General features: G+C 58.5%; 23 protein-coding genes. All 23 read right to left on the bottom strand.

What is annotated here, in order from left to right:
- Nucleotides 1–76: 76 nt before the first annotated feature.
- Nucleotides 77–703, bottom strand: a complete 627-nt coding sequence (locus QWI75_RS08185; RefSeq protein ID WP_289268205.1) for a pilus assembly protein PilP — start codon at nt 701–703, stop codon at nt 77–79.
- Nucleotides 700–1,344, bottom strand: coding sequence for a type IV pilus inner membrane component PilO (locus QWI75_RS08180; RefSeq protein ID WP_289268204.1), 645 nt, complete (start codon nt 1,342–1,344; stop codon nt 700–702). The genes QWI75_RS08185 and QWI75_RS08180 overlap by 4 nt, the downstream gene beginning before the upstream one ends.
- Nucleotides 1,345–1,353: 9 nt before the next feature.
- Nucleotides 1,354–1,908, bottom strand: a complete 555-nt coding sequence (locus QWI75_RS08175) for a PilN domain-containing protein (protein WP_289268203.1) — start codon at nt 1,906–1,908, stop codon at nt 1,354–1,356.
- Nucleotides 1,908–3,041, bottom strand: coding sequence for a type IV pilus assembly protein PilM (pilM, locus tag QWI75_RS08170; protein ID WP_289268202.1), 1,134 nt, complete (start codon nt 3,039–3,041; stop codon nt 1,908–1,910). Before pilM ends, QWI75_RS08175 begins: the two co-directional genes overlap by 1 nt.
- A gap of 179 nt (nt 3,042–3,220) precedes the next feature.
- Nucleotides 3,221–4,087, bottom strand: coding sequence for an RNase adapter RapZ (rapZ, locus tag QWI75_RS08165; protein ID WP_289268201.1), 867 nt, complete (start codon nt 4,085–4,087; stop codon nt 3,221–3,223).
- An 11-nt stretch (nt 4,088–4,098) separates the two neighbouring features.
- Nucleotides 4,099–4,626, bottom strand: coding sequence for a ribosome hibernation-promoting factor, HPF/YfiA family (gene hpf, locus QWI75_RS08160; protein ID WP_289268200.1), 528 nt, complete (start codon nt 4,624–4,626; stop codon nt 4,099–4,101).
- 145 nt (nt 4,627–4,771) lie between these two features.
- The gene (gene rpoN, locus QWI75_RS08155) at nt 4,772–6,280 is read right to left on the bottom strand and encodes an RNA polymerase factor sigma-54 (protein ID WP_289268199.1); all 1,509 of its coding nucleotides are present in this window, start codon (nt 6,278–6,280) and stop codon (nt 4,772–4,774) included.
- Between the two features lie 23 nt (nt 6,281–6,303).
- Nucleotides 6,304–7,092: an LPS export ABC transporter ATP-binding protein gene (gene lptB, locus QWI75_RS08150; RefSeq protein ID WP_289268198.1), complete on the bottom strand. Its 789-nt coding sequence runs from the start codon at nt 7,090–7,092 to the stop codon at nt 6,304–6,306.
- Complete coding sequence (locus QWI75_RS08145) at nt 7,089–7,736, bottom strand: LptA/OstA family protein (RefSeq protein ID WP_289268197.1); 648 nt, start codon at nt 7,734–7,736, stop codon at nt 7,089–7,091. The genes lptB and QWI75_RS08145 overlap by 4 nt, the downstream gene beginning before the upstream one ends.
- Nucleotides 7,681–8,256 (bottom strand): LPS export ABC transporter periplasmic protein LptC, encoded by a 576-nt coding sequence (gene lptC / locus QWI75_RS08140; RefSeq protein ID WP_289271641.1) that lies wholly within the window; start codon nt 8,254–8,256, stop codon nt 7,681–7,683. The genes QWI75_RS08145 and lptC overlap by 56 nt, the downstream gene beginning before the upstream one ends.
- A gap of 174 nt (nt 8,257–8,430) precedes the next feature.
- Nucleotides 8,431–8,901: a 50S ribosomal protein L17 gene (rplQ, locus tag QWI75_RS08135; RefSeq protein WP_289268196.1), complete on the bottom strand. Its 471-nt coding sequence runs from the start codon at nt 8,899–8,901 to the stop codon at nt 8,431–8,433.
- Between the two features lie 18 nt (nt 8,902–8,919).
- Complete coding sequence (locus QWI75_RS08130) at nt 8,920–9,939, bottom strand: DNA-directed RNA polymerase subunit alpha (protein ID WP_289268195.1); 1,020 nt, start codon at nt 9,937–9,939, stop codon at nt 8,920–8,922.
- Nucleotides 9,940–10,022: 83 nt separating this feature from the next.
- Complete coding sequence (gene rpsD, locus QWI75_RS08125; protein ID WP_289268194.1) at nt 10,023–10,649, bottom strand: 30S ribosomal protein S4; 627 nt, start codon at nt 10,647–10,649, stop codon at nt 10,023–10,025.
- A gap of 76 nt (nt 10,650–10,725) precedes the next feature.
- Nucleotides 10,726–11,109 carry a 30S ribosomal protein S11 gene (rpsK, locus tag QWI75_RS08120; RefSeq protein ID WP_289268193.1) on the bottom strand — a complete coding sequence of 128 codons (384 nt, stop codon included), beginning with the start codon at nt 11,107–11,109 and terminating at the stop codon, nt 10,726–10,728.
- 33 nt (nt 11,110–11,142) lie between these two features.
- Nucleotides 11,143–11,532 (bottom strand): 30S ribosomal protein S13, encoded by a 390-nt coding sequence (gene rpsM, locus QWI75_RS08115; RefSeq protein ID WP_289268192.1) that lies wholly within the window; start codon nt 11,530–11,532, stop codon nt 11,143–11,145.
- Nucleotides 11,533–11,603: 71 nt separating this feature from the next.
- Complete coding sequence (rpmJ, locus tag QWI75_RS08110; protein ID WP_289268191.1) at nt 11,604–11,717, bottom strand: 50S ribosomal protein L36; 114 nt, start codon at nt 11,715–11,717, stop codon at nt 11,604–11,606.
- 51 nt (nt 11,718–11,768) lie between these two features.
- Entirely contained in the window at nt 11,769–11,987 is a 219-nt protein-coding gene (infA, locus tag QWI75_RS08105; protein WP_289268190.1) for a translation initiation factor IF-1, read from the bottom strand.
- Nucleotides 11,988–12,003: 16 nt separating this feature from the next.
- Nucleotides 12,004–12,780 carry a type I methionyl aminopeptidase gene (gene map / locus QWI75_RS08100; protein WP_289268189.1) on the bottom strand — a complete coding sequence of 259 codons (777 nt, stop codon included), beginning with the start codon at nt 12,778–12,780 and terminating at the stop codon, nt 12,004–12,006.
- Entirely contained in the window at nt 12,777–13,433 is a 657-nt protein-coding gene (locus QWI75_RS08095; protein ID WP_289268188.1) for an adenylate kinase, read from the bottom strand. Before QWI75_RS08095 ends, map begins: the two co-directional genes overlap by 4 nt.
- Before the next feature lie 31 nt (nt 13,434–13,464).
- Nucleotides 13,465–14,778: a preprotein translocase subunit SecY gene (gene secY, locus QWI75_RS08090; protein ID WP_289268187.1), complete on the bottom strand. Its 1,314-nt coding sequence runs from the start codon at nt 14,776–14,778 to the stop codon at nt 13,465–13,467.
- On the bottom strand, nt 14,771–15,220 hold the full coding sequence (gene rplO / locus QWI75_RS08085) for a 50S ribosomal protein L15 (RefSeq protein ID WP_289268186.1): 450 nt from the start codon (nt 15,218–15,220) through the stop codon (nt 14,771–14,773). Before rplO ends, secY begins: the two co-directional genes overlap by 8 nt.
- On the bottom strand, nt 15,217–15,423 hold the full coding sequence (rpmD, locus tag QWI75_RS08080; RefSeq protein WP_289268185.1) for a 50S ribosomal protein L30: 207 nt from the start codon (nt 15,421–15,423) through the stop codon (nt 15,217–15,219). The genes rplO and rpmD overlap by 4 nt, the downstream gene beginning before the upstream one ends.
- Before the next feature lie 14 nt (nt 15,424–15,437).
- Nucleotides 15,438–15,950 (bottom strand): 30S ribosomal protein S5, encoded by a 513-nt coding sequence (gene rpsE, locus QWI75_RS08075; RefSeq protein ID WP_289268184.1) that lies wholly within the window; start codon nt 15,948–15,950, stop codon nt 15,438–15,440.
- Nucleotides 15,951–16,001 lie beyond the last annotated feature (51 nt).

Raw genomic sequence — 16,001 nt, 5'->3', positions numbered from 1 at the left:
GTCTCACCCTGAGCTAACGACGCTCCACCACCTACCATCACCAAAACCGCCGCACCCGCGAGCCAGTTATGCCGTTTCATTCTGCCGCCTCTTTTGGATGAAGGAGCTTAACGTATTCCCGCTCCTGTTTATTCCCGTAGACGTCTGTAAATCGCTCCACAACGATCACGCCTCGCTCGGTAATCGATGTCACAAGGCCGTTATTGGTTCCTAGCCGCGTCCCCTTCCGGATGACGTAACCCTTCCCATCGGGAGTTTGCACCATGCCTGTGTATCCATACCCTCCCCACACGACGGCAATGAGATTGATCTCGGTTACGGCAACCCGTTGCAGAGGAGGCAGGGCTTCGTCGGTTTTTCTGTCGTCGAGTTGCACAATGGCGACAAAGGGGTCACGGCGTCCTGCAGGATCATACACCGGCACCTCGGTCTCAAATGCGCCAAGGACCGCCCCCGTCCCGGCCAAGGCTTCCGGTTGCCCCGGAGTGCTTTGAGGGGGACGCAAGGTGGACGTCGCTTCGCCAACGGCCTGGCTCGGGATGGATGCCGGCGACACAGGCACCATGCCTCCAGGTTGTTTAGCTTCGGAAGCCGGTTGTGCGAATCCCATAGCGGGCACGATGAGAGCCATTAAAATAATTGGAGGGCCCACCCAACCCAATTTGACATTGACAGGCAACAGCTTCACATCGCTCATCTTCATCGCTTGACATTCCCCGGAAGCGTCGCGGGAACAGCAGGACTTGACGCATTGACCGATGCGACTCGCTCTTCCGGCGCCGCAAAGGCCACCAAATCAAATACAGTTTGCGTCACAACCCGTCCTTTTTCGACCTGTGGATTCCCCATCCTCAAGTCCGACACATTGATAATACGGGGCAAGCGGTTGACACGGTCAAAGAAAATAGCCGCCGTATGGTATCCGCCGGTCACCTCGACGCTGACCGGCATCCGGACAAAGAGCTTGGAAGGGTCTTCAGCAGGAGGAGCAGGTTTCCACAGTTTGATATCCAACCCAAGCCGAGATCCGAGATCCGACAGTTGCTTCAGCAGCATCACGGCCTCCTCGGATGGCGGCAGCCGCTCTTTTTTCTTGGCGAGCTCGATCTCCAACTGTTTAGTCGCCGCGACCAGTTCATCGAGATGTTTCACTTTGATCGTGAGATTCTGAACTTCCGCATCCAGTTGGACAATCTGAGTTTGGAGCTGGCTGATCTGTTCGTTCTCGGGCTCGATATAGTAGTAGTACACTCCGGCCATGATCCCGGCGATGATGAGTCCCAGCAGCGCCAGCTTCTGGGACAGTGGCACGCTATGCAGAGAATCCAGATTCAGTTTGGGCATGTCCACTGTTTAGGTCCTCAGCGCGAAAGTGATCTTGAAGCTGAATACTCCTGTCTTGCCTTCGGTCGCTGCGCGGGACTCCATCAGTTGAATCGCGGTAAAATATTCCGTTCGACGCAGATTATTCACGAACTCTACGATGTCATCGTTCGTAAGCGCCCGTCCTTCGACCTCCACTCGCCCTTCCTTCATTGACATCTTCGACAGCCACAACTTCAGCGGATCAAGACTCCGGCTGAGATGGTCCATCACTTTCACTGGACCGGACCGTGATTTTTCGAGCTGATCGATAATCCGATTCTTATCTTCGAGCGTCTTCTTCTTTTGTTCAAATCCATCAACTTGCTTGACCTGTTCCTTGAGCGCGGCGATTTGTCTCCCCTTTTCCTGCTTCTCCTGTTCTTTGGCTTGACGCTCCTCTTGAAGCGCGCCCACGTACCACCAGGCGATCAGCAGCGTGAGCCCGATGATGGCGGCCCCACTCATGGCCTCCGCTCGTGCCCCCCACTGCGCGGGTTGCGCTTTCTTGGCCCGAGGTCCGGCGATAAGATTGATCCGAATCATCAGTCCCCCATTACACGCAACGCAAGGCCAACGCCCACCGCGGCAACGGCGCTCATTTCATCAAGCGTGGCAGGATCGACATCGGCTGCCGTGCAGTCAATCTCCTGAAAGGGATTGGCTAATTCGACTTTGACCCGCATACGATCACGAAGTTGTTCGAGTAATCCACTTGCTTTGGCCCCCCCTCCACAAAGAAGGAGGCGCTCCACATCTCCGTCTCCAGCCGTACTTTTATAGTAATCAATGGTGCGCCCGATCTCCGACGCCACCTCCGCATTGAGGCTCTCCATGACGCTCCGAACGACCTCCTCTTGGCTGCTGCTCGGACGTTCGCTCTTCTTCACTTCTTCCGCCTCTTCGAAGGATAGGCCCAATTCTCTTTGAATGGCTTCCGTGTAACGATTGCCTCCGAGAGGAATATCCCGGGTAAAGAGCGACGCGCCATTCTGAACGATATTGACGTTCATCACGCTGGCACCGATATTGACGATCGTCGTGACGTCTCCCTTGGTCATCGGGTAATTGACCTCATGCATGTTTTGGATGGCAAAGGCATCCACGTCCATAACACTGGGGGTCAATCCCGCGGTCTTGACCAGTTCGCAGAGCTCATTCACCTTGTCCTTCTTCGCCGCTACGAGCAAAATCGACATCTGGCCGTCGCCGTCCCCACTGCCGTCCGTCCCGTTCAACACATGAAAATCCAGATTGACCTCATTGATATCAAAGGGGATGTATTGTTCAGCAGCCAGCTTAACCTGCTCTGCCAGTTCATTATCCGGCATCGGCGGCAGGCTGATCTTTTTCACAATCACCGCATGTCCTGAAATCGAAATGGCCGCCTGTTTGTGCTTGATTCCTTGCTCGGACATGAGCTCCCGAATGGCCGCGACGACGCGGCCTTCGTCCATGACGGTTCCGTCGACAATGACCTCCGGCTCAAGCGGTTTCACCGCACACTTTTGCAGGACGTACCGACCCTTCACTTCCTTCAACTGGACCAATTTGATCGCGCTGGAGCCGATGTCGAGTCCGATAAGCTGCCGCCTGGAAGAGAGAAGAGTTGAAAAATCGGCTGACAGGACGTTGCGTAGTTGTGCCAACATAGATGAACCGCCTCTATCGCTCGACACACTCCATCGAAGACATTCCAGCACAGACCTTTATGCCTAGTTCTTTATAGGGCCTGATCTGTACTTGACTTTTCGTTTTAGTTCACACGCAGTGTGGGACATTGCCAAGTATAGTCCATGTCCTACATGTGTCAAGCAAAGCGCCGTTCAGTGCGCGCGTTGCGGGAGGACTCGACCGATTAAGACTTGTGAATGTCGCGATGAAACAGGATGGGCTCGAATCCTTGGGCGGCCAAGGCGTCCCGGACATGGCAGGCCACGGCGATAGAACGATGGCGCCCCCCCGTGCATCCGATGCCGATATTCAGGTAACTGCGGTGTTCCCGTTCAAACAGAGGGATCAGAAACTTCAGCAGATCGAGCAGCTTCTCGACAAACTCGCAGGCCGCGGAATCCTCCAATACGTACGCTTGCACCCGCTTGTCTTCGCCCGTTAAGGCTTTCATCTCCTGATGAAAATACGGGTTCTTCATAAAACGCACGTCGAAAAGCAGATCAATGTCATACGGAACGCCGAACTTGAATCCGAAGGTGATGAGAGAAATCGTCATGCGGCGACCCGCCGCCTCTTTGTGTATGTATCGGCTCAGCACCCCTTTGAGGTCATGAACGGTCAAGTCCGAGGTGTCGATGATCAGGTCCGCGATGTCGCGGAGGTCCTGCAACCGTTCCTTCTCGACACGAACGGCGTCCAGGAGAGGGGCTTGGGGCATGACCGGATGAGGCCGACGCGACTCAGAGAACCGCCTGACCAGCACGTCTTCTTTTGCTTCAAAAAACAGCAGGCGGAGCTTGTAGTCTCTTCGCCTGATGCCTTCCAGATTCGCTCTCAGATCACCGAGAAACGCGCGCTCACGAATATCGATACCCAAGGCGACGTTTCTGACCTCATCGCCCTGCTGCCGACACAACTCGACGAAAGTTGGGAGCAGCGCGGGCGGCAGATTATCCACACAGAAATACCCTTCGTCCTCAAAGCACTTCAGGGCATGCGTTTTCCCGGAACCCGACAGGCCGCTGATGATCACCAACTGAAAATCCGTCATTGAACTCCGCCCTATGGTTGAGCCTGCGGCACAATCAGTTCGACCGCGCCGCCGGCGCCGCGGCGCAATGCCAACACTGATCCTGATGCAGCTTCCGTGAAAAAGAGCAACGAGGCCGCTTCCATCGGCAATCGACTGAGCGCTTCATGAACCGTCAATGTTTCAGCCTGGGTCCGGTTGACCGAAACGCTCTGCGCCTCTTCCGCTTCTCGGGACGGGATTCTGGCCAGTGTCTCCCGGCGCCTCGCTCCTTTATGGCTGACGAGCTTGTCCTTCTTTTTCCGCATCTGCCGATCGAGTTTATCGGTCACGTCGTCGATCGAAGCATACATTTCATGCGACGAGGCTTTGGCACGATATTGTTTCCCGTTGAAGACGCAGACGATCTCGGCTTGATGGCGAAATTTCTCCACGGACAGAATCATCTGCACACTGCTGAGCGGCAGGCTGTATCGCCCCAGCCGCTCGACTTTCTGCTGCACATACTCCCGCAAGGCATGGGTAATGCGAATGTGACGCCCCGTAATTACAATGTTCATCGCTCGCTCCGTTTCATTTGGAATAGGCGACCGGCTTGACTCTTGAACACCTCGACGCTTATGCATGGAGATTCAATAACTGGCGGGAGCATGGCCTCGCCTCCCCTTCAGTGAGGAGAAGCCCAGAGGTGAGCTCGATTCGTGGTCAGAAAAAACGCTTCCGCTGGCTGGCAGAGGGGATGTTCTCTTCGGCTCGGTACTTGGCAACGGTCCGCCGTGCAATCATGATCTGTTGGCCGCGGAGCCGGGCGGCAATCTCCTCATCCTTCAGTGGGTGAGCGCTGTCCTCTTCCGCGACCATTCGGCGAATCATTTCCCGCACCGTCACCGACGAGAGCATCTCTCCCTGCAGGTCGGTCCGCTGAAGCCCCGCATTGAAGAAATATTTCAACTCCACCATTCCTTGAGGACAATACAGATATTTGTTCGCGGTGACGCGGCTGATCGTCGACTCATGCATCCCCACGTCGTCGGCCACCTGCTTCAATACCAACGGACGCAAGTGCTGCACGCCCTGTTCAAAAAACGCTTCCTGGAATTTCACGATGCTGCTGACGACCTTGACGATCGTTTTGTTGCGCTGTTCGATACTGCGCAACACCCATTGGGCCGCACGCATTTTTTCATCGAGGTAGGCTTTGGTTTCCCCCGAGGCCCCCTGCGTCGCCAGAAGCTGCTTGCAATAGGGGCTGATCCGCATCCGTGGCAGACCTTCGTCGTTCAGGAGCACAACCCATTGGCCTTCGTGTTTGACCACGAACACATCCGGCACAATCACATGATTGTCTGTCGAGGAGAACGGACGGCCGGGCTTGGGCTCCAGCCCCTCGATGACGCGCGTGGCTTCGAACACCTCCTCGCAACTGACATCCAGGGTCTTGGCGATCTTGGCGTACTGCTTTTTCTCCAGATCCTTCAGATGATGGAGAATGATGGACTCCACGACCGCCCCCCGCAAGGCCCCGGGCCTGGCGCCGATGGACCCGATCGGGCTGCGGCCGAGATAACCCAATTGCAGCAATAAACATTCCGGCAGGTTGCGCGCGCCGACGCCGGCCGGGTCGAACTTCTGAATTTCGCTGAGGACGTTCTCCGCTTCGGTCGGCGTGAAATCGGTGCCCGCGACGACTTCCTCCAGCGAAATCCTCAAATAGCCGTCGTCGTCAAGATTGCCGATGATCAGACGTCCGATCATCTTCTCCCGTTCCGATAACCCGCACAGGGAAAGTTGCCAACGCAAATGCTCCTCCAGCGACGTGGCCGTGGTAAGCGTCTGTTCGAAGGACGGCATCTCATCCTGCCCCCCGGAAGGATACTCCACATCGCCGGCACGGCGGTCGCTGTCGAAATAGTCCTCCCACCCCGAGGCCGACAGCTCTTCGGGGTTGTCGCGATCGTTCGCGGTGCCGGCCGATTCGGCCGAGGCGACGGTGTCGTTGGAAGGCTCGACGGGCGGAACACCGTCCTCGCTTGCCGCCGCCTCGGCCTCTTCCACCTCCGACTGCACTTCTTCGAGAACCGGATTCTCGAGCAGATGCTGCTCCAATGTCTGTTGCAGTTCCAGACGGGACAATTGCAACAGCTTGATCGCCTGCTGGAGCTGCGGCGTCATGATCAACTTTTGGCTGAGTCTGAGATCGAGCCTGAGTTTCATGATGGATATCCCGTGAACCGGCGCTACAATTGGAAGCGGTCTCCCAAGTATACCGCGCGTGCCACCGCACTATTCACGATGACTTCCGGCGTTCCCGCTTCCAAGATCGTGCCCTCGTTGATGATGTAAGCACGATCGGTAATGGACAAGGTTTCCTGCACATTGTGGTCGGTAATCAGAATGCCGATGTGCCGGTGCTTCATGCGGGTGATGATGTGCTGAATCTCCGCCACCGCAATGGGGTCAATGCCCGCAAACGGTTCGTCGAGCAACAGGAAGCGCGGGCGGGTGGCGAGCGCGCGCGTAATTTCTAGCCGCCGCCGTTCGCCGCCCGAGAGCGCATAGGCTTTGCTCTTCCGAAGCGGCGTCAGGTCCAATTCCTTCAGCAAGGCTTCCAACCGTTGTTCCTGTTCTTCATTCGACAGCTCGAGCATTTCAAGAATCGCCATGATGTTGTCTTCCACCGACAAGCGCCGGAACACGGAAGACTCCTGTGGAAGGTATCCAAGGCCGAGACGAGCCCGTTGGTACATGGGCAGCGCGGTCACGACCTGCTCGCCGAGACTGATGGTCCCGGCATCCGGCTGGCAGAGCCCCACCATCATGTCGAAGATCGTCGTCTTGCCGGCGCCATTGGGCCCCAGCAACCCCACGATTTCTCCCGCGGTCACATCAAGCTGGACTCCTTTGACGACCGTCCGGCCTTTGAAACTCTTGACCAGTCCTTCCCCGGCCAGGCGGTCTTCGACGCGAGCCTGACTCCGAGCGACACTGTCCACAGGGATGAGGCTCACGGCCTTTCCCTTACTCATGGCGACCGGCGTTCTCCTTCTGGAACGATGGTGACATGGGAACCGCCTTCCACAACGCTGCGATCTTCCGCCAGGAACATGGTGATCTTCTGCCCCGTGACACGGGTTCCACGTTGCCACACCACGGGATCTCCCGTCAGCACAATTTTCTCTTCCTCCTGATAGAACACCGCCTTGCGGCAGATGGCGCGCCCCTCATCCTTTTCGATCGTGACGTTCCCGCTGGCTTCGATCAGGCACACCTTGCGGTCGGATACCGTCGGCATGGCTTGGCCAGCATTAGGCTTCTGATCCCGTCCCGCCGCGGGCTTTCCGCGCGAAGCCCCCTCCCCAGACCCGCACGAAGCCGTTTGGCCGCCCGGTGACGCCGCGCTGTCGGCTTTTCCCTGATACAGCATCACCATGGTATCTGAATGCACCACCAGCGGCCCCCGTGTGAGGACCACTGCCCCTTCAAAGATCGCTTTGTTCTCCTGATTCCGGACCGTCATCTTCTTCGCGGTAATGGTCGTTTTCTCATCGGGTGTGGCCCGCTGTTCCTGGGCCAGAGCCGAAGCCGCGCAGAGAAGGCCGGCCACGACGACACGGCTACTGAGCCGCGTCAAGGTCCACACGCACATCGTCCAATACTTGAAACTCTTCACGCTCCACCTTCCCCAATAACCCCCGTCCCGTGATCCGCATGCCCTTGCCTTCAATGATCACGGGGTCCTGCGTCTCCAATTCCTGGCGCTTGTCGGTCCACTGCACATGATTGGTGTAGATCGTATAGCCTCCATCGAGATGAATGACAAGGTCCCGTTCGCGGTTTTCGATTTCGAAGTTCTTATTGGACGTATTGAGCCGTGCCTCGTCTCCTTCAACCGTCAACTCACGCCCGCGCACGCCAAACAACGTCACCTCGACCGTCTTTAACAATGCATGGTTTTGTTCTTCATAGAGGCTAGCCTGCTTGGCCTTCACCTCCCATTGGACCACGCCGTCTTTCGTCTGCGTAAAGGTAAACTGCTCCATCCCGGCATCGGCTTGATCACGCAACGGCTTGGGCGCAGCGGTCCGTGGGGACGTCGACTCAGTTCGGGTCAGCAGGAGGTACGCGAGAAAGGTGCTAGAAACTACCGCAAGCGCGAGCAGAAACCCCCGAACCCACTGTTGCCAGGACATCACAGAAGCGAAGGTCACGACACAACGCGATCTTTAACTGGCATGATAGTAGCATGGAGGTCGGTCCAAGTAAATAAGTCGCAGGTAGGGAAGCGCGAAGCGGGAGTGTCCAGATGCAGCGGCGTATCCGGCTGAAGCTAGATACGCCGCGGAGAGAGTGAGTCAGGGAAACGCTTAGGTGCTGCTGATGGGAGCGGCCGCCTCACCGGTGCCGGTAGCTGGGCCGGATGATGCAGATCCGGGCTTGGATTTCTTGGCCGCGGGAGCTTCCTTCTTCGAAACCTGCGCCGCCTGAGCCACCAGTTCGATGGCCACCATATGCGCCGCATCTCCGACGCGCCGCCGGGTCTTGATAATCCGGGTATAGCCTCCGGGCCGGCTCCGGAACCGATCCGCCATCTCTCCGAACAACTTGGAGACCACGTCCTTGCGCCGGATAAACCCCAGCGCCCGCCGACGGGCCGCCAATGTCCCCTCCTTGCCGAGCGTGATCATGCGGTCGGTGAACCCCCGGACCTCTTTCGCCTTGGCCTCCGTGGTTTCGATCCGCTCATGATCCAGCAGCGACGTGACGAGGCTGCGAAACAACGCCCATCGATGCTTGGTTTGCCGTCCGAGTTGTCTTCCGCGTTTGCCGTGTCGCACGGTAGCCTTCCTTTTCCCTTAAGAAGAAACGTCGGGTTTGCTGTTGGATTCGCCGGCGCCTTGCAGCGCCGCCGGCTCAAGCTTCATCCCGAGGCCCAGTCCCATCTCCGTCAAAATTTCCTTGATTTCGTTCAAGGACTTCTTTCCGAAATTCTTCGTCTTCAGCATCTCCAATTCGGTCTTCTGTACCAAGTCGGCGATGGTCTTGATATTGGCGTTCTTCAAGCAATTGGCCGCGCGGACGGACAGTTCGAGTTCGCTGACATTGCGATACAGATTGCGGTTCACCGCCTGGAGCTGCTCTTCGGCGCCGGCTTCCGGCTTCGCCTCCAGCCGATCCTCCGGACTCACGAAGATATCCAAATGGTCGCGTAGAATCGACGCAGCCGTCGACAGCGCGTCCCGGGGGGAAATGGTGCCGTCGGTCCAAATTTCAAGGGTCAGCTTGTCGTAGTCGGTCATCCGTCCGACCCGCGCGTTCTCAACCTGGAAATTGACGCGCTTGACCGGGGAAAAAATGGAATCGACCGCGATCACCCCGATCGGCAACCCTTCCTCTTTGTTGCGTTCGGCCGGAACATAGCCGCGTCCGTGCTTCACGACCATTTCGATGTCGATCGTGGCGTCCTTGTCGAGCGTGGCGATGTGCAGATCCGGGGTCAGGATGCTCAAATCTCCGTCATGAACGATATCGGATCCCTTGGCTTCCCCCGGACCCTTCTTGCGGAGACGGATCGTTTTCGGTTTTTCCCCTTGGAGGGCGAGGCGCAGGCTCTTGATATTGAGCAGGATGGTCGTCACATCCTCGGTCACTCCCGGAATCGTGGAGAACTCATGCAAGACTCCCTCGATACGGACACTCGTGACCGCCGCGCCGGTCAATGACGACAACAGCACGCGCCGCAAGGCATTCCCCACAGTGGTACCAAAACCTCGCTCAAACGCCTCCGCCGTGAACTTCCCGTAGACCGGGGAGAGCGTTTCTTTGTCGACTTCGACCCGCAGCGGGATCTGAAAGTCCTTCATGAGCTTGATCATGGGTCCCCCTTCATCTCACCAATGTTAGACGCCGCCTCCCCGGCACAGATGCGGGAGGCCGGCGGAATTCCGATCATGCGATGTTATCGTGAATACAACTCGACCACGAGTTGTTCATTCACCGGGACGGCGGCGTCCTGTTTCGTCGGCGTGGCCTTGACGGTGCCGCGAAAGGCCGTCCGATCCAATTCCAGCCAGGCCGGCACCCCGCGCGAATCGACGGCATCCAGAGCCGACAGCACGGTCGTGATCTCCCGGCTGCCCGGACGAACCTCGATCACGTCTCCGGTCTTCAAGACCTGCGACGGAATGTCAACCTTACGGCCGTTCACGGACACATGCCCGTGGCCGACCAACTGGCGGGCCTGTTTGCGGGAGACGGCGAAGCCGAGGCGATACACGACATTGTCGAGCCGACTTTCGAGCAACGACAGCAGGATCTCGCCCGTGACCCCGGTCCGCCGCTCGGCGCGCTGGAAGACGCCCCGGAATTGCCGCTCCTGCAGGCCGTAAATTCTTCGCAGCTTCTGTTTCTCGCGTAGCTGAACGCTATAGTCCGTCGTCCGTTGCCGTCCCTGCCCGTGCTGACCAGGGGGATAACTCCGTCGCTCGATGGCGCATTTCTCGGTCATGCACCGGGAGCCTTTCAGAAACAGCTTTTCTCCCTCTCGACGGCATAATCGGCAGACGGGACCTCGATACCTCGCCACGACATCACCTCGTTGCTTGAGAATGAACGCTCATTTGCAATGGACTCCTATGCCCGGATTCCGGACCGCTCACCGATTAGACACGCCGGCGCTTCGGAGGCCGGCATCCGTTGTGGGGGATCGGCGTCACATCCCGAATCAAATTGATCCGCATGCCGGCACCCTGGAGCGCCCGGATCGCCGACTCGCGTCCGGCCCCCGGCCCGTTCACATAGACGTCGACCTGGCGCATGCCGTTTTCCATCGCCTTCCGGGCGGCCGCTTCACCGGCTCGCTGCGCCGCGAACGGGGTGCTCTTCCGGGATCCCTTGAACCCTTGATTCCCGGCGCTGGACCACACAACCGTGTTGCCGGTCATGTCCGTAATGGTCACGATGGTGTTGTTGAAGGAAGCTTGAATATGAGCTACGCCGCTCTGAACGATCTTGCGCTCTTTCTTTTTGCCCTTCTTGACACTCATAGATCAATCCTTGTCATCGCTCACGCCACTCGGCTATGCGCCGGCCGGGGTCAGCTTTTTGGGTTTACTGCCGGCGGACGACCGCCGTCCCTTCCGGGTCCGCGCATTGGTCTTGGTCCGTTGGCCTCGAACCGGCAACCCCTTCCGATGGCGCAGCCCCCGATAGGTCCCGGTATCGACCAGCCGCTTGATATTCATGGCGACTTCTTTGCGCAGATCGCCCTCGACTTTGTGCTCGCGCTCGATGACCTCGCGCAACTTGATGATATTGTCCTCCGTCAGATCCTTGACCCGTATCGTCCCGTCGACGCCCGCCTTGGCGAGAATTGCCTGGGCGGCGGCGCGGCCGATTCCGTAGATATAGGTCAAGCCGACATCCGTGCGCTTCTCACGCGGCAGATCTACTCCTGCAATCCGAGCCATATTTCCTCCAGCGCGTTAAACGCGAAACGTGAGCAGCCGCGATCCGTTTAACGTTTCACGGTTTACGTCTTCTAACCTTGCCGTTGTTTGTGGCGGGGATTCTCGCAGAGGACCCGGACCACCCCGCGCCGACGCACCACTTTACATTTTGAACAGATGGGTTTCACCGACGACTTCACCTTCATACCACCCTACTTTCCTGTACAACCCGGCTTCCTAAAACCGGCTTGTCCTCGTCATTTGAAGCGATATGTAATCCGTCCCCGGGTCAAATCGTACGGCGAGAGCTGCACCGTCACCTTATCTCCCGGCAGAATCCGGATGAAGTGCATCCGCATCTTGCCCGAGATGTGAGCCAGGATCTTGTGCCCGTTCTCCAGCTCCACCCGGAACATGGCATTGGGAAGGGTCTCGGAGACCGTGCCCTGCACCTCGATGACATCTTCCTTGGACACGCTCGTGACGCCTCCTTCAGGCCCTGCCGTGCAATCGCGCCCCCGATGCCTGCGACAGCACGCGGGCCGGACCGCTCGGCTGAATGGCAATCGTATGCTCAAAATGGGCGGACAGGCTTCCGTCCACCGTAACGGCCGTCCACTGATCGTCCAGCACCCGCACCGCGCTCCCGCCCGCATTGACCATCGGTTCGATCGCCAGGACCATGCCCCACTTCAACCGCGGCCCTTGTCCGGGCTTCCCGTAGTTCGGCACCTGCGGCTCTTCGTGCAGTTGCCGCCCGATCCCGTGCCCGACGAAATCCGTGACAACGGAGTAACCAGCGGCCTCGACACAGGTTTGCACGGCATGGGAGATATCCGACAGCCGGTTCCCGACCACGGCCTGCTCGATTCCGGCATACAGCGCGGCTTCGGTCACGCGGATCAGCCGCTCGACGGCGGGATCGACGGTCCCTACGGCAACCGTCAACGCCGAATCTCCGTAAAACCCTTCCACGATTGCGCCGAGATCCAACCCGATAATGTCGCCCTCTTTGAGAACCCGCTTTGATGGAATCCCGTGCACGACTTCCTGATTCACGGACGCGCACAGCGTCCTCGGATAATTGCGATATCCCTTGAACGCGGGAAGCGCCCCTCTCATCCGGATATTCTCTTCAGCGATCCGATCGAGATATTCGGTGGTGATTCCCGGCCTGACTTCTTTCTTGAGCACCTCAAGCGTTTCAGCCACCACCCGCGCTGCTTCTGCCATCGTGTCGATTTCGCCGGCGGTCTTTAGGATGATCATGTATGCATCAGCGGGCCCAGCACACGCTGGAGGCGACCACTGACGACCTCGACGGAACCGGATCCGTCAAGATCCGCCAGAAGATGCTTCCCCTGATAATACCGAATCAACGGCGCGGTCTGCTCCTCATAGACCCGCAACCGGGCTTCGACGGTGTCGGGCTTGTCATCGCTGCGCTGGACCAAGGCCGCGCCGCAACGGTCGCAGATCTCCGCGACGCGAGGGGGCGCGAAGTCCACGTGGTACACGGCCTGACACTTGCCGCAACTGCGGCGCCCGCTCAACCGCTTGACGATGTCGCCGACCGGCACGGCAAAGTTCACGACGCGATCGAGCGTCATCCTGTTGTCTTCAAGCAGCCGCTGCAATGCTTCCGCCTGGGCGACCGTGCGCGGGAACCCATCCAGAATAAAGCCCTTGGCACAGGCCGGTTCGCCGAGTTTTTCGCGGACCATGCCGATGACCACCTCATCCGGAACCAGAGCCCCCCGATCCATGTAGGATTTGGCTTGAAGCCCCAGCGCCGTCTGTTTCTTGACCGCTTCGCGCAACAAATCGCCGGTCGAAATTTTCGGCTGATTGGTTTGTGCCGCGATCCGATCGGCCTGCGTTCCCTTCCCCACTCCCGGCGCGCCTAAGAAGACGACTCGCATGGTTTCGTTCCGTCCGCTTCCGCCGTGCCGGCTACCGCCGGCCCGGCAGCGGCTTATGGCCGCCGAGAAACCCTTCGTAATTTCTCATCAGCATGTGCGACTCGATCTGCTGGGCCGTGTCCAAACCGACGCCGATCACAATGAGCAACGAGGTGCCGCCGAAGTAAAACGGCACGTTCAACCGATAGATCAAAATCTCGGGGATCACGCACACAATCGCCAGATAAATGGCGCCGGCGAAGGTGATCCGCGTCAGCACTTTATAGATGAAGTCCGAGGTGTTCTGTCCGGGCCGAATGCCGGGAATAAACCCCCCGTACTTCTTCATGTTGTCCGCCATATCGACAGGGTTGAGCACCACCGCCGTATAAAAGAAACAGAAAAACACGATCAGCCCGACATAGAGCAGGGTGTAGAGGACGGATCCTGGTGCCAATTGCCCCCCGATCGATTGCACCCACGGGACCTGGATAAATCCAGCGATCGTCGCCGGAAACGCGATCAGCGAGGATGCAAAAATCGGCGGGATCACCCCCGCCGTGTTGATCTTCAACGGAATATGCGTGCTCTGCCCTCCGTACACCCGACGGCCGACCACCCGCTTGGCGTATTGCACGGGAATCTTTCGCCGCCCACTTTCCAAAAACACGATGGCGCCGACGACGGCCAACATGATCAGGCCGAGCAACAGCAGCACAAAGAAGTTCAACTGGCCGACCTGGTACAGATCGTAGGTCTGGGCCACGGCGCTCGGGAGGCGCGCCACGATCCCCGCGAAAATGATCAACGAAATGCCGTTCCCGATGCCTCGTTCGGTGATCTGCTCGCCCAGCCACATCAGGAACCCGGTGCCGGCGGTGAGCGTGATCACCGTCATCAAGCGAAAACCCCAGCCCGGATTGAGCACGAAGGCGCCCTGGTTCATGCCTTCCAGGCCGATCGCGATGCCAAACCCCTGAATCAGAGCGATGCCGATCGTGCCGAACCGCGTGTACTGGATGATCTTCTTCCGTCCCCGCTCTCCCTCCTTGGCCAGCTTGGCCAGATGGGGAATCACCACCGTCAGCAACTGTAGGATGATCGATGCGCTGATGTAGGGCATGATCCCCAACGCAAAGATCGTCAGCCGGGACAGGGCCCCGCCGGAGAAGATGTCCAGAAACCCCAGTAACGACCCTCCCTTCTCGATCAGGAACTTCGCGAGCTCGTCATTATTGATTCCCGGCGTCGGGATATGGGCCCCGATCCGATAGACGACGAGCATCCCCAGCGTAAACAGGATACGCGTCCGTAGCTCGGGAATCTTGAGAATGTTGTGGAAGCTTGTGAGAAGTCGCTCAAACACCTCGGATGACCTCAGCCCTCCCACCAGCCGCCTGGATTTTTGCTTCGGCGGACTTGCTGAACTTGTGCGCCTGAATCACAAGCGGCCGAGTCAGTTCGCCGCTTCCCAAGATCTTGACCGGCCAGGTTTTGTGCTTGACCAGCCCTGCTTCGACCAACATCTGCGGCGTGACTGGATCCCCGGCCGACAGCCTGGATAAGGCGTCCAAATTCACCACCGCGTATTCGATGCGCGTGGGATTCCGGAACCCGAACTTCGGCACACGGCGAATCAGCGGCATTTGTCCGCCTTCGAAGCCCGGTTGCTTTCCCCCGCCGGAGCGCGCCAACAGCCCCTTGTGTCCTTTGGTGGACGTCTTCCCGTGGCCTGAGCCGGGCCCTCGTCCGATTCGCTTTCGTGGCTTCGTCGCCCCTTTTGCCGGAGCCAGATCAAAGAGCTTCATTGATGCGTCACCTCAAGAAGGTAATTGACCTTCTGGATCATGCCTCTCACTTGCGCCGTGTCCGGGAGGATCACCGACTGGTTCGGCCGCCTCAGGCGCAGCCCACGCAGCACCAGGCGATGGCGCATGGGCGTGCCGATCATGCTTCGCTTCAGGGTGACCACCAGTTGTCGTGTCTGCGCCGGCTTGTCCGCTTGTGCCACGTCTTCACCTCATCTCAGCCGGCTGTTGCGGCCGCGGGGCCTTCCGCCTGACCGCGGCGGATTCGGAACACTTCGTCTGGATTGCGGAGCTGCGACAGTCCGTTCAACGCCGCTCGAACCGCGTTGAAAGGGTTGCCTCTTCCCAATGTCTTGGCGATGATATTGTGCACGCCGGCCAGTTCGACGATGGTGCGTACCGCGCCGCCCGCAATGATGCCGGTCCCCGGGGCGGCGGGCTTCAAGATAATATGCTCGGCGCCGAACCGTCCTTCCACTTCGTGCGGGATCGTGCCCTTCAAGACAGGAATCTGAACCAGGTGTTTCTTGGCCTGTTCGACGGCCTTGGAAATAGCCGCCGGCACTTCCGCGGCCTTGCCCTTCCCAATTCCCACCCAGCCTTGTCCGTCGCCGACCGCCACAAGCGCACAGAAGTTGAATCGTTTCCCGCCCTTGACGACCTTGGCCACACGGTTAATAAAGATGACCTTGTCCTTCAGACTCAACTCGTCGGCGTTAATTCGTGCCAAGTGTGATTCCCCTTCTCAGTACGTGGTCAAAGACGAGATGGTATCGGCGGC

It is taken from the genome of Nitrospira tepida (assembly GCF_947241125.1).
GTDB lineage: Bacteria > Nitrospirota > Nitrospiria > Nitrospirales > Nitrospiraceae > Nitrospira_G > Nitrospira_G tepida.
This window is presented reverse-complemented; position numbering and strand designations above follow the sequence as displayed.

What these genes read in the sequence shown, in the direction of transcription:
- QWI75_RS08180 (WP_289268204.1), bottom strand. Translation starts at nt 1,344, where the DNA reads ATGCCCAAACTGAATCTGGATTCTCTGCATAGCGTGCCACTGTCCCAG.
- lptB (WP_289268198.1), bottom strand. Translation starts at nt 7,092, where the DNA reads ATGAGTAAGGGAAAGGCCGTGAGCCTCATCCCTGTGGACAGTGTCGCT.
- lptC (WP_289271641.1), bottom strand. Translation starts at nt 8,256, where the DNA reads ATGTCCTGGCAACAGTGGGTTCGGGGGTTTCTGCTCGCGCTTGCGGTA.
- rpmJ (WP_289268191.1), bottom strand. Translation starts at nt 11,717, where the DNA reads ATGAAGGTGAAGTCGTCGGTGAAACCCATCTGTTCAAAATGTAAAGTG.
- rpsM (WP_289268192.1), bottom strand. Translation starts at nt 11,532, where the DNA reads ATGGCTCGGATTGCAGGAGTAGATCTGCCGCGTGAGAAGCGCACGGAT.
- QWI75_RS08185 (WP_289268205.1), bottom strand. Translation starts at nt 703, where the DNA reads ATGAAGATGAGCGATGTGAAGCTGTTGCCTGTCAATGTCAAATTGGGT.
- hpf (WP_289268200.1), bottom strand. Translation starts at nt 4,626, where the DNA reads ATGAACATTGTAATTACGGGGCGTCACATTCGCATTACCCATGCCTTG.
- map (WP_289268189.1), bottom strand. Translation starts at nt 12,780, where the DNA reads ATGATCATCCTAAAGACCGCCGGCGAAATCGACACGATGGCAGAAGCA.
- rapZ (WP_289268201.1), bottom strand. Translation starts at nt 4,087, where the DNA reads ATGACGGATTTTCAGTTGGTGATCATCAGCGGCCTGTCGGGTTCCGGG.
- QWI75_RS08175 (WP_289268203.1), bottom strand. Translation starts at nt 1,908, where the DNA reads ATGATTCGGATCAATCTTATCGCCGGACCTCGGGCCAAGAAAGCGCAA.
- QWI75_RS08130 (WP_289268195.1), bottom strand. Translation starts at nt 9,939, where the DNA reads ATGATCAAGCTCATGAAGGACTTTCAGATCCCGCTGCGGGTCGAAGTC.
- QWI75_RS08095 (WP_289268188.1), bottom strand. Translation starts at nt 13,433, where the DNA reads ATGCGAGTCGTCTTCTTAGGCGCGCCGGGAGTGGGGAAGGGAACGCAG.
- rplO (WP_289268186.1), bottom strand. Translation starts at nt 15,220, where the DNA reads ATGAAGCTCTTTGATCTGGCTCCGGCAAAAGGGGCGACGAAGCCACGA.
- rpoN (WP_289268199.1), bottom strand. Translation starts at nt 6,280, where the DNA reads ATGAAACTCAGGCTCGATCTCAGACTCAGCCAAAAGTTGATCATGACG.
- rpsK (WP_289268193.1), bottom strand. Translation starts at nt 11,109, where the DNA reads ATGAGTGTCAAGAAGGGCAAAAAGAAAGAGCGCAAGATCGTTCAGAGC.